Source organism: Neobacillus sp. D3-1R, from assembly GCF_052180215.1.
In the GTDB taxonomy this organism is placed as follows: Bacteria; Bacillota; Bacilli; order Bacillales; family Cytobacillaceae; genus Pseudoneobacillus.
In genome coordinates, this window is the sequence record NZ_CP197471.1 from 3175274 (window position 1) to 3188249 (window position 12976).

10 protein-coding genes, 1 other RNA gene and 1 other annotated feature (1 of these 12 only partly in view) are annotated in these 12976 nt (G+C 37.8%); of the genes, 1 reads left to right on the forward strand and 10 read right to left on the reverse strand.

Features of this window, described 5'->3' with window-relative positions:
* Window positions 1–7: 7 nt before the first annotated feature.
* The 6 genes from recD2 to ACSBPO_RS16410 form a co-directional block, all read right to left on the reverse strand.
* Window positions 8–2422: an SF1B family DNA helicase RecD2 gene (recD2, locus tag ACSBPO_RS16385; RefSeq protein WP_442595139.1), complete on the reverse strand. Its 2415-nt coding sequence runs from the start codon at window positions 2420–2422 to the stop codon at window positions 8–10.
* Between the two features lie 36 nt (window positions 2423–2458).
* Window positions 2459–3109, reverse strand: coding sequence for a tetratricopeptide repeat protein (locus ACSBPO_RS16390; protein WP_442595141.1), 651 nt, complete (start codon window positions 3107–3109; stop codon window positions 2459–2461).
* An 80-nt stretch (window positions 3110–3189) separates the two neighbouring features.
* Entirely contained in the window at window positions 3190–4305 is a 1116-nt protein-coding gene (mnmA, locus tag ACSBPO_RS16395) for a tRNA 2-thiouridine(34) synthase MnmA (protein WP_442595143.1), read from the reverse strand.
* A gap of 24 nt (window positions 4306–4329) precedes the next feature.
* On the reverse strand, window positions 4330–5475 hold the full coding sequence (locus tag ACSBPO_RS16400; protein WP_442595145.1) for a cysteine desulfurase family protein: 1146 nt from the start codon (window positions 5473–5475) through the stop codon (window positions 4330–4332).
* Between the two features lie 44 nt (window positions 5476–5519).
* On the reverse strand, window positions 5520–5939 hold the full coding sequence (cymR, locus tag ACSBPO_RS16405; RefSeq protein ID WP_442595147.1) for a cysteine metabolism transcriptional regulator CymR: 420 nt from the start codon (window positions 5937–5939) through the stop codon (window positions 5520–5522).
* Window positions 5936–6631: a YczE/YyaS/YitT family protein gene (locus ACSBPO_RS16410; RefSeq protein WP_442595149.1), complete on the reverse strand. Its 696-nt coding sequence runs from the start codon at window positions 6629–6631 to the stop codon at window positions 5936–5938. The genes cymR and ACSBPO_RS16410 overlap by 4 nt, the downstream gene beginning before the upstream one ends.
* Window positions 6632–6789: 158 nt before the next feature.
* Between ACSBPO_RS16410 and ACSBPO_RS16415 the strand changes: the two genes are divergently transcribed.
* On the forward strand, window positions 6790–8061 hold the full coding sequence (locus ACSBPO_RS16415; RefSeq protein ID WP_442595151.1) for a replication-associated recombination protein A: 1272 nt from the start codon (window positions 6790–6792) through the stop codon (window positions 8059–8061).
* A 264-nt stretch (window positions 8062–8325) separates the two neighbouring features.
* On the opposite strand, the gene ACSBPO_RS16420 is transcribed toward ACSBPO_RS16415, so the two are convergent.
* From ACSBPO_RS16420 to hisS, 4 genes are all read right to left on the reverse strand, one after another.
* On the reverse strand, window positions 8326–9090 hold the full coding sequence (locus tag ACSBPO_RS16420) for a tRNA threonylcarbamoyladenosine dehydratase (protein ID WP_442595153.1): 765 nt from the start codon (window positions 9088–9090) through the stop codon (window positions 8326–8328).
* Between the two features lie 164 nt (window positions 9091–9254).
* Window positions 9255–9444: non-coding RNA, 6S RNA (gene ssrS, locus ACSBPO_RS16425), on the reverse strand.
* 65 nt (window positions 9445–9509) lie between these two features.
* On the reverse strand, window positions 9510–11282 hold the full coding sequence (aspS, locus tag ACSBPO_RS16430) for an aspartate--tRNA ligase (RefSeq protein WP_442595155.1): 1773 nt from the start codon (window positions 11280–11282) through the stop codon (window positions 9510–9512).
* 2 nt (window positions 11283–11284) lie between these two features.
* Window positions 11285–12562, reverse strand: a complete 1278-nt coding sequence (gene hisS / locus ACSBPO_RS16435; RefSeq protein ID WP_442595158.1) for a histidine--tRNA ligase — start codon at window positions 12560–12562, stop codon at window positions 11285–11287.
* Between the two features lie 217 nt (window positions 12563–12779).
* Window positions 12780–12976 (reverse strand) — a binding site (T-box leader) (it continues 42 nt past the right edge of the window).

Genomic DNA, 12976 nt, shown 5'->3' on the forward strand with positions numbered 1-12976 from the left:
AACACTTTTAGTTTGAGTCAACCTCCAGAAAATCATAAGGGGTAACGTTTTCCATCCCAATCATTGGGTCTACATCCCAAAGCTGTTGTTCAAGAAGTGGAATATCAGGTAATATTTCATTGGTTTGATTGATATCTCCAGGATTAATTTGTTCCTTTAATTTTTCGCATAAAGTGGTATTTCTGTTTTGTTCATCTGTTCGTTCAATACCTATTCTTAAGGCATCTACTTCCCCACAAAGGATAAGGGAACGCTTGCTGCGAGTGATGGCTGTATAAATTAAATTACGGCGCAGCATCCGATAATATCCTCTCGTTATTGGCATAATAACAATGGGATATTCACTACCTTGAGACTTATGTACCGAACAGCAAAAGGCATGAGTAATTTGGTTTAAATCTTGCCTCATATAGGTTACTTCGTTTCCTTCAAATGAAACAAGCAACATGTCTTGTTTTTCTGTATTTTCCTTCGCATAAAAAATGGAAATAACTTCACCTATATCACCATTAAAAACATTACTTTCAGGTTGGTTAACGAGCTGAAGAACCTTATCTCCGATACGAAATTTAACATCTCCAAATAGAAGTTCTTTTCTTGTATTTCCTACATTTGGATTTAGTATTTCCTGTAGTAGTTCATTCAAGCGATCAATCCCAGCAGGCCCTTTATACATAGGAGCGAGAACTTGAACATCCTTTGATGAATACCCTTTTTTCTTAGCATTCTGAACAACCTTTTCTACCACTTCTGCTATTTGACTCATATTACATTGAATAAAGGAACGGTCTGCTTGTGGCTGAAGGATATTACTTGGCAATTTTCCTTTTTTAATTTCATGCGCCAATTCAATGATTGAAGAGCCTTCCGCTTGACGATAGATATCTGTTAACCTTACTGTTGGAATACTTTCGGATTGAAGCAGATCCTTTAAGACTTGACCGGGGCCTACTGACGGAAGTTGGTCTTCATCTCCAACAATAATCACCTGAATATGATCCGGTAAGGCTTTAAAAAGCTGATGGGCTAACCATATATCAACCATTGAAGATTCATCCACAATGAGAATTTTCCCTTCTAATGGGTTATCCTCATTTTTATCAAAACCACCACTGCCATTCCATCCAAGTAAGCGATGTATGGTAACCGCAGGCAACCCGGTAGATTCTGTCATTCTTTTGGCCGCTCTTCCGGTTGGTGCTGTTAATACAAAGGGAAATGGCTCCTCTTTTTTATAATCTTTCGGATTTAACGAACAACCATGCAGTTCTCCATACAGTTCAACAATCCCCTTAATAACTGTCGTTTTACCTGTTCCAGGACCACCGGTTAAAATAAGCATTGGTGACATTAGGGCTGTCTGAATCGCATCCCTTTGGCTACCTGCATATTCAACACCTAGTCTTTCTTCTAGCTTTCCTAATGCTAATAAAAACTCAGATTCAGGAAATTGATCTTTATATTCGGTTTGATCTAAAATCCGTTTTATATTCCGAACTAGACCTCTTTCTGAAAAATAAAGCGATGGCAGATAGACTTTTTGTTCTTCACCAATCACTTTTCCTTCTTCCGTTAACTTGATTAATTCAGTTGAGATAGCTACAAAGTCAATTTGGTCACGTTTATTTTCTTCTAAAAGAGATTTCACCTTTACTAATAAGCTTTCCGCTTCTACATAAACATGTCCCATTTGCATAGATTCCAGCTCTAAAATATATAGAATGGCCGCTTTTATACGATCAGGATGATTTCCTGATATCCCAAGCTGAAATCCGAGTTCATCGGCTCGCCCAAAACCAATTCCTTCGATATCCTCGACTAACTTGTATGGATTACTTTGAATGATTTGCATCGTTTCTTCTTTATACATTTGGTAAATTTTCATAGAGAGCTGCGGTCCAAATCCATATTGGTTAAGACCAATCATGACTTGCTCTAAACCTTGATGCTCCATTAATGTGTCGTATAAAAGCTTGGCTTTTTCTGCTGGGAGCTTTGGAACACTATCTAACAAAGAGGGGGTATTTAGAATTTTTGAGATGGCCTTTTCACCAAGAGTTTCAACAATACTTTCTGCCGTTTTCTTTCCTATTCCCTTAAACAATTCACTGGAGAGATAATTAACCACACCTTGTTTAGTTTGTGGAATATCACGGCGAAAATGTTTAGCGTGAAATTGGAGTCCAAACTTTGGATGATCCTTTAATTCTCCGTAAAAAATATACGTGTCTTGTTCATGCATTTTAGGAAAGTAACCTGTTATCACAGCTTCTTTATCATCATATTCTTCATTTGTTTCCTCGAGTCTGATGCGTAAAACAGTATAAAGATTTTGTTCATTATGAAAGATGGTTACTAAATGCCTTCCTTTCATAAACTTCTCTTGTGATGAAAATAAATCTAAGGACTCCTGCTGTCCCAACTCTTTCCCTCCTCTCTAACATAAATGCTACATGAATTAATTTTTTTCGATTAACTTTTTCCCATAACCAGCTAAAATATGATCAGGCTGAACTTCTAGTGCTCGATTAAAAAATTCTAGAGCTTTGTCTCCATCCTCTTTAAATCCATAAGCTACACCTAAATTATACAAAGCGTCAGCATGCGTGGAATCTAAGGCTATACACTGTTCCAACTGCTCAATAGACTCATTGATAAAACCCTCTTGAGCTAAACATAAACCGTATTGGAATCTTGCCTCTGCATCTTCTGAATTTAGCTCAACACTTCTTTGTAAATAAGGAAGGGCTAATCGAGGCTGTTCTAAATTTATTAATGTTAGCCCTAACATAAAGTAATTATCCGAATTGTGGAGACCTTTCTTAAGAGCCGTTTCAAACATATCCTTCGCTTTAATGAAATTTTCATCATTAAAATATAAATTCCCTGCACTATAATAAGCGGCGGCGGCACTTTCATCTAATTCTATAGCTCTTTGGTAAAAACTATGAGCCTTTTCAGTTTCATTTAATACAGACAATAAATTTCCAAAGTTAATGTAGGCAATAGGATTATTAGGATTTTCTTCTATGGCTTCATTAAAAACTTTCGCAGCCTCTTCCCATTTTCCTTCTTGCATATATTGAATTCCTACTTGATTTTTATCCATTTTTGTCACTCCATTCTACATTAAAAAGTATAGCATAATCAGGCAAATAAAAACCTCGATTTCATCATCGAGGTTTGGTTTTAACCTACATAGGTTAACATTGCATTATTCTTAAAGACTTTATCGATTGTTCCTCCACCCAAGCATTCATCTCCTAGATAGAATACAGCGGCTTGTCCAGGAGTGACAGCGCGAATCGGTTCATGAAAGACAACCTTCACTTCATTTCCTTCTAAAAGATGAACAGTGACCTTATTGTCTTCTTGACGATAGCGGAACTTCGCTGTACATTCGAATTGTTTTACTTTTGGTAGGTTGGATACCCAGCTAACATTTGTTGCAATAATGGAATCTGAGTACAATTTTTCATTATGAAAACCTTGTCCTACATATAGAACATTGCGCTTCAGGTCTTTCCCAATTGAGAACCAAGGCTCTCCTGAACCGCCAATACCTAAGCCATGGCGTTGCCCTATCGTGTAGTACATTAATCCATCATGTTTCCCTTTTACTTCCCCTTCCATCGTCTCCATATTGCCTGGTTGTGCAGGAAGGTATTGCCCAAGGAATTCCTTAAAGTTACGCTCACCAATAAAGCAAATACCTGTACTATCTTTTTTAGTGGCTGTAGCGAGATTTGCTTCTTTGGCAATTTCTCGAACCTTTGATTTCTCTATATTTCCAATTGGAAACATAACCTTTTCTAGTTGTTCTTGAGTTAATTGATTTAGGAAATACGTTTGGTCTTTATTTTCATCATGTCCTCGAAGCATTTTATATTCACCATCACGAAACTCCACTTGAGCGTAATGGCCAGTAGCTAAATAATCTGCTCCTAGATTCATCGCATGCTCCAAGAAAGCTTTAAACTTAATTTCCTTGTTACACATCACATCTGGGTTTGGTGTTCTACCTGCTCGGTATTCATCCAAAAAGTAAGTAAATACTTTATCCCAGTATTGTTTTTCAAAGTTTACAGCATAATAGGGAATCCCGATTTGATTACATACACGAATAACATCTTCATAATCCTCCGTTGCAGTACAAACACCATTTTCATCGGTGTCATCCCAATTTTTCATAAAAATTCCAATCACATCGTAACCTTGTTGTTTTAGAAGTAAAGCTGCTACTGAGGAATCTACCCCACCAGACATTCCAACGACTACCCTTATATCCTTTGGATCCTTATTCATCCTCTCACCTCCAAAAATCTGTTTTTAATTCCTTGTTAACCGTTTAACAATTTTAGCTGTTTCATTGGCTACCCGGCTAATTTGTTCCTCTGTATTGTAAAGTCCAAAACTGAACCTAATGGAATTGCGAATACGTTCTGATTCTTTACCAAACATGGCTACAAGGACATGTGAAGGATCTATAGAACCTGCCGTACATGCTGAACCACTTGAAGCGGCCACACCGGCTAAGTCCAAATTAACTAACATCGCTTCTACGTCTGTCCCAGGAAAACTTAAGTTTAATACATGCGGTAAAGAAATTTCAAGAGATCCGTTTAGTTCGTATGAAACTTCTAATTCAGTAAGCCTATTTAATAGCATACTTTTAAACAACTTATATTGTTTCTGTTTGTCTTCCATATCTTTTTGCGCTATTAATACTGCCTCTTTAAAACCTGCTATACCCGCAACATTTTCTGTACCTGCTCGTCTCTTTCTCTCCTGTTCACCTCCAAATAATCTTGGAGTCGGAGAGATGCCTTCTCTAACATACAAAAAGCCAATACCCTTTGGTCCATTTAGTTTATGAGCAGAAACAGACATCATATCTATTCCTAGCTCATTTACATTTATGGAATAGATTCCAAAGGCTTGTACGGCATCTGTATGGAAAAAGGCAGAAGAATTCTTCATGATGTCACTAATTTCAGCAATAGGCTGTATCGTTCCAACCTCATTATTTCCAAACATAATAGAAACTAAAATGGTATCATCTCTTAATGCTTTCTTTAGGTCTGCTAATGATATGATTCCTGTGGAATCAACAGGTAAATAGGTCACTTCAAATCCACGCTTTTCTAACTGTTGGCATGTATGAAGAACAGCGTGATGTTCAATTTGGGTGGTGATGATATGCTTTCCTTTATGTTGATAGGCTTCAGCAATTCCCACGATTGCATAATTGTCAGCTTCTGTTCCGCCACTTGTGATAATAATTTCATTTGGTTTTGCCCCAATACTTTTGGCTAAAACTTCTCTTGATTCATCCATAATGCGTCGCGCTTCTCGTCCAAAAGAATGGATGCTAGAAGGATTTCCGAAAGTGTTCGTCATCACCTCTAACATTTTTTCAGCAACCTTCGGATTCACAGGAGAAGTCGCTGCATGGTCTACATAGATTCGTTCCATTTGATATCCCTTCCTTTAAAATTAGAATGCACATTGAAAGGATTTTATATATAAAACATATAAGCATCCGCTTCGCCATCGTCCGAATGGCTTGCCATATCCTCGAGTGTCGTATTATCTAAAACATCTTTTACTGCATCACGAATTCGGATCCAAAGCTCTCTTTTGGCTGGTTCTTCATCCTCTATACCTTCCACTGGACTAATCGGCCCCTCTAATACCCGAATGATGTCCCCTGCCGTAATTTTAGTAGGCTCATCACCTAAAACATACCCACCATAAGCACCTCGAATGCTTTTAACTAATCCGGCATTACGGAGCGGTGCGATTAATTGTTCTAGATAATGTTCTGATAAATCATTTGCTTGGGCAATGGTTTTTAACGATATGGGACCATCTCCAAATTTTTTGGCTAATTCGATCATAATGGTTAATCCATAACGACCTTTAGTTGAAATTTTCACGAACTGACACCTCGTTTAATCTTATTTTTTTCCATTTCTAATAAATTGATAGAAGTCGATGGTTTTAATTTTTGTAAAAGATAGTTAGATACAGTGGAACATTGAGGCATAGCATAACCAAATACAGGACCAATTAGCAGGCTTAGTAAAAAGGTACCAACCGAAACAGGCCCCCCTAACAGCCATCCAATGACCAAGACGATAATTTCCATTACACCTCTAATATTTCGAACTTTCCATCCCGTCCGATTTGTTAAAGCCAGCATAAGGCTATCTCTCGGACCAGCACCTAGATTAGCAGATATGTAAAAGCCCATTCCATAACACATAATAATTAATCCACAAAAAAACATAATACCTCTTCCAACAAAGTGATTCGGTGTTTGAATAATCGGAAGTAGGAGGAACATATCTATAAAAAGCCCAACTAATATCATGTTTAAAAAAGCTCCAAGTTGTGGGAGTTTTTTTGTAAGTAAAGCTGCTATTCCTAAAATAACAAATCCAACAATGATTGACCAACTTCCAATGGTTAATCCAAATTGATAATACAAACCTACATGCAAAACATCCCATGGGGTTGCACCTAAATTTGCTTTAAGTATGAGCACAATTCCTAAAGATAAGATTAATAACCCCACGAAAAATATAAGAAATCTGGGAACAATTTGATGCTCTTTTATCTTTTGCATGTACATAATCCCCCATTTTTAACAATTGTATTATTGTTAATCAAAATCCATAGTAAAAAGGTTGGCTTTAGCCATTATAGCACAAAACAACCTTAAAATATGCATTTCGAGTTTAGAAGTGTTATGTTATAAGAAAAGTCAAATTTAAGGTGATTACCATGCAAAAACCTCTTGCCTTTCGAATGAGACCAAGAAAAATAGAAGAAGTCATTGGGCAGCAGCATTTGGTTGGTGAAGGAAAAATTATTCATCGGATGGTCGAGGCCAAACAGCTTACATCAATGATTTTATACGGTCCTCCTGGCATTGGAAAAACTTCTATTGCGAGTGCGATTGCTGGCAGTACCAAATATGCCTTTCGTACCCTTAATGCTGTTTCGAATAATAAAAAAGATATGGAAATCGTTGTTGCGGAAGCAAAAATGTCAGGTAAAGTTGTTCTTCTATTAGATGAAGTTCACCGTTTAGATAAAGGAAAACAAGATTATTTATTACCTTTTTTAGAGAATGGGTTAATCGTACTAATTGGAGCAACAACAAGTAATCCCTATCATGCAATAAATCCAGCTATTCGAAGCCGCTGTCAAATATTCGAATTAAGGCCTCTTGTACCTGAAGAAATTAAAAAAGCTCTTGTAGCAGCCTTACATGATTCAGAACGAGGGTTTGGGAATATGGACATTTCCATTTCAGACGATGCCTTAAACCATTTTTCAAGTGCATCGGGTGGGGATGTTCGCAGCTCGTTAAATGCATTAGAATTAGCTGTTTTATCTGCAAAGAAGTCAGAGGATGGGCAAATTAACATTTCCCTTGAAGACGCAGAAGAATGTCTTCAGAAAAAAAGCTTTCATTTTGATAAAGATGGAGATGGACATTACGATGTTTTATCAGCCTTCCAAAAGTCCATTAGAGGTTCAGATGTAAATGCTGCCCTTCATTATTTAGCCCGGTTAATTGAAGCAGGAGACTTGGTAAGTATTAGCCGCAGACTTTTAGTGATTGCGTATGAGGATGTTGGGTTAGCCAATCCTCAAGCTGGTGCTCGTACTCTTGCAGCGATTGAAACGGCTGAGCGAATTGGTTTTCCAGAGGCTCGGATCCCCATTGCGAATGCAGTGATTGAATTATGTTTATCACCTAAATCCAATTCTGCTATCTCGGCCATTGATGCAGCTCTTTCTGATGTACGGAAAGGGATATCTGGAGAGGTACCTGATCATCTTCGTGACGCCCATTACCAAGGCGCACAAAAATTAGGTAGAGGAGTAGACTACTTATTCCCGCATGATTATGAAAATGCATGGGTAAAACAACAATATCTCCCTTCTCCAATAAAAAATAAAACCTATTATAATCCTAAAAAAACAGGCAAATTTGAGCAAGCACTTGGGACTGTGTATGAAAAACTTTTAAAACTTCGTGATTAACATAAAAAGATGTTTACGTAAAAATGTTGCTATTAGAGAAGTCCGTTGACTTCCACTCCAGGATGCTCGCTTTCCGCGGGGCGGGCGGTGAGCCTCCTCGTCGCATATGCTCCTATGGGGTCTCACCTGTCCCGCTAATCCCGCAGGAGTCTCGCACCTTCCGCTCCAGTCAACTATTTGTTTGAAAAGCGATTTCAAAACCCAATCCTTTTAGAAAAGAGTTAAATAAAAAGAAGGAGCTATAGTGCAGCCCCTTCTTTTTTGTTATTCATCTTTAACTCGCTGAATTTTTACATCTTTTAATATTTCGCTAACCACATAACTAGCCATAATTAATCCTGCCACAGATGGAACAAAAGCATTGGAGGATGGTGGCATTTGGGCTTTTCGAATTTTAGCTTCGTCATTTCCCACTTCTTTTCGAACTTCCTCACGAATAACGATTGGGCTCTCGTCAGAGAAAACAACTGGGATTCCTTTACGGATTCCCTCTTTTCGTAATTTTGTACGAATCACTTTAGCCAATGGATCCGTATGTGTTTTTGAAATATCTGCAATTTGAAATCTAGTTGGGTCCATTTTATTGGCAGCACCCATACTTGAAATCATCGGTATTTTCCGTTGTAAACATTCTTTCATTAGATGAATTTTATACATAATGGTATCAGATGCATCTACTACAAAATCCAATCCATAATCAAAAAATTGCTCATACGTTTCTTCGGTATAAAACATTTTTAGCGCAATGACTTCGCAATCCGGATTGATATCCATAATACGATCTCTCATTAACTCTACTTTTGGTTTACCGACCGTTGAAAGCAGGGCAATAATTTGTCTATTTACATTGGTAATATCGACATCATCTTTATCAACAAGAACTAATCGCCCAACACCAGAACGAGCTAGCGCTTCTGCTGCAAAGGATCCTACTCCTCCGATCCCTAATACAGCTACTGTACTATTTTTTAGAGTAGTTAATCCCTCTTTACCAATAGCAAGTTCATTTCTAGAAAATTGATGTAACATATTCTCAACTCCATAAAATATCTAATCGGTCTATTTATCTTTACCCGTAATGAATATACCATACTATTCCTTAAAAACAAGTATCTCGATAGGTTTAATCATATATTAATTTATTCCAATAAAAAAACCTATGTAAGTACATAGGTTGGAGTTCTCATATAGAAAAGAGTCCCGACTGTGCCGTCGGGTTAATTTCCTTCGTTTTGAACCCGCACACAGCAGGTGGGTGTTCTGTTTCCGCTTTGTAAGTCCCCAGTAAGATCAGGGGCATTTACGCCGCTAGAAAACTCCAAACTCCCGTAGGAAAAATGTTGGTCAAAACAATAGGTATCACAACGTACACTTCAGGACTCTTTATCACTTAACTGTATTTTACCATTTTTGATTCCGCTTTTCAAGAAAGCTCGTATAGGACATTCCTATTGTTTTTTAAGATTTAGTGACAAATGAAGATCCTGTAATTGGTCTTGACTTACCATACTAGGAGCTTCCATTAATAAATCACTTGCACTTGCCGTTTTAGGGAATGCAATAGTATCTCTTAGGTTTGTTCTACCAGCTAATAACATTACTAAGCGGTCCAATCCAATCGCTATTCCACCGTGTGGAGGTGTTCCGTATTCAAAAGCTTCCAATAGGAAACCAAATTGAGCCTTAGCCTCTTCCTCAGTAAAGCCAAGTACTTTGAACATTTTTTCTTGTACTGGACGTTCGAATATTCTTAATGACCCTCCACCTAATTCATAGCCATTTAAGACAAGGTCATACGCTTGAGCTCTTACTTTAGAAGGATCGCTATCCAATAGCTCTAAATCACTGCGAACTGGCATCGTAAACGGATGATGTGCCGCAAAATATCTGCCAGCTTCTTCATCGTACTCTAATAATGGCCAGTCGGTAATCCAGAGGAAATTGAATTTGCTTTGGTCAATTAATTCTAGCTCTTTGCCGAGTTTTAATCGAAGTGCCCCTAATGCATCCGCAACAACGCTTCCTTTGTCTGCAACAAATAGCAGAAGGTCACCTTGAGCAGCATCTAAAGTCTTTTGGATAGATTGTTGGTCTTCATCAGAGAAGAATTTAGCTATTGGTCCTTTTAAGCCGTCTGCTTCAACCTTTAACCACGCTAATCCTTTAGCTCCGTAACGACTAACAAACTCTGTTAAAGCATCGATATCCTTACGAGAATATTTATCTGCAGACCCTTTTACATTGATGGCTTTTACTTGCCCTCCATTTTCGATTGCCGCAGCAAATACTTTAAACCCGCAATCCTTAGCAAATTCTGAAAGGTCAGTAAGCTCTAAACCAAAACGTGTATCTGGCTTATCTGAACCAAATCGGTTCATTGCCTCTGTATATGACATTCTAGAGAATGGAGTGGAAATGTCTAAGCCTTTTACTTCTTTCATTAGCTTCGTCATCATCTCTTCCATCATTGCCATAATATCATCTTGGCTCATAAAGCTTGTTTCAATATCGACTTGCGTAAATTCCGGTTGGCGGTCAGCACGTAAATCCTCATCACGGAAGCAGCGGGCAATTTGATAATAACGCTCAAATCCACCTACCATTAGTAATTGTTTAAAAATCTGTGGTGATTGAGGTAAGGCATAAAATTCTCCTGGATGAACACGGCTTGGTACTAAATAGTCACGTGCTCCTTCAGGTGTACTTTTCGTTAAGATTGGGGTTTCAACATCTAAGAAACCTTCCCCATCTAAAAAGTCACGAATTACTTTTGTTACTTTATGTCTCATCTTAAAGGTCTCAAACATAACCGGACGTCTTAAATCTAAATAACGATAATTTAAACGAACATCTTCCGATACATCTGTTTGGTCGGATATGACAAACGGAGTTGTCTTTGCTTCGTTAATAATGGTTACGTTTAAAGCTTGAACTTCAATCCGGCCTGTTTTTAAGTTTTCATTAACCGTTCCTTCTTGTCTAGCAACAACTGTACCTTCAATATCTAACACATATTCACCGCGGATCTTTTCAGCCACTTTAAGGGCTTCTGAAGATACGTCTGGATGGAACACAACTTGAACAATACCTGTTCTATCGCGCAAATCGATAAATATTAAGCCGCCTAGGTCACGTCTCTTTTGAACCCATCCTTTTAAAACGACCTTTTCTCCAATAGCAGTTTCTGTAACCTCGCCACAAAAATATGATCTTCCAAACATGTTTAAGCATCCCCCTTAGTTCTTTGAAGAGTTTCTATGAATTGGTCAAGCTTAACTTCTTTCTGCTCACCAGAAGACATATCTTTTAAATTAATCACGTTATTACTTAATTCATCTTCTCCTAATACAGCAACATACTTAGCTCGAAGTCTGTCTGCCGCTTTGAACTGAGCTTTGATTTTTCGATCTAAATAATCTCGTTCCGCGGAGAAGCCATTTGAACGTAACTCATGTACTAATTTCACTGTATAATCCTTCGCTGCATCTCCTAGCGAAACTAAATAACAATCAATCGAATCACTTAACTCCATATCTACCTTTTCAGCCTCAAGTGCTGCTATAAATCTTTCAATACTTAATCCAAAGCCAATCCCAGGTGTTTCAGGGCCACCTAATTCTTCTACGAGGCCGTTATATCGACCACCGCCACATAATGTAGTAATAGCTCCAAACCCTTCTGCATTACTCATAATTTCAAAGGCAGTGTGATTATAATAATCTAATCCACGAACTAAATTAGGATCTACTTCAAAAGGTATCTCCATATCCGTTAGGTATTTTTGGAGTTTTTCAAAATAATTTCGTGAATAATCATTTAGATAATCGACAATAGACGGAGCCGTTTTCATTAACTCATGGTCGCGATCCTGCTTACAATCTAGAATTCGAAGAGGATTTTTCTCAAGACGATTCTGACAGTCATGACAAAACTCACCGATTCTTGGCTTAAAATGGTTCACTAACGCCTCTCTGTGGGCAGTGCGGCTATCTTTATCACCAAGGCTATTGATCACAAGCTTTAATTTCTTTAAGCCCATTTCTTTATAAAGAGACATGGCTAATGAAATAACTTCTGCATCAATGGCTGGATCTGCACTTCCAAGAGCTTCAATTCCAAACTGTACAAATTGACGAAAACGTCCTGCTTGAGGTCTTTCATAACGGAACATAGGGCCTAGGTAATATAATTTTACTGGTTGCTGAGCATCGCCAAACATTTTATTCTCAACATAGGAACGAACAGCTGAAGCAGTACCTTCTGGACGTAAAGTTAAGCTACGGTCACCACGGTCGATAAAAGTATACATCTCTTTTTGCACGATATCCGTTGTTTCTCCAACTGTTCTTAAAAACAATTCTGTGTGTTCAAAAATTGGAGTGCGAATTTCACGGTAAAGGTATTTTTCACAAATCTCTCTTGCTTTTGTTTCAATTGCTTGCCATTTTTCAACTTGACCAGGAAGTATATCCTGCGTCCCTCTTGGAATCTTAATCAACATATAAAAATCCTCCTAAAATAAGAAAACCTTTTATAAAAAGCTCTTTTCTGAAAAATTGTTGCTTTTTGTAACTAATAAATAGGCAAATCACAAATAGGGTAACGAACTCATATAAAAATGAAGAAAAGAGCTGGGCACTTATTAAGAAGCCCTAAAACTGCGATCTATACGAAAACAGCTTTATAAAAGCAAAAAACTCCCGTCTCCTTGTATAAATACAAGGGACGAGAGTTTTATTATTCCCGTGGTGCCACCCTAGTTGAAGTTGTATGTATAAAAACAAACTTCCGCTCAAACAGTTAACGCCTGCAACGTTCCTTCCTACTAGTTCATCGTTCAGAAAGAAACCTTCGGAGTGTTCATTCATTAAGTCGTCATGTAGAAATGCTCTCAGCCTAAGACATTTCCTCTCTT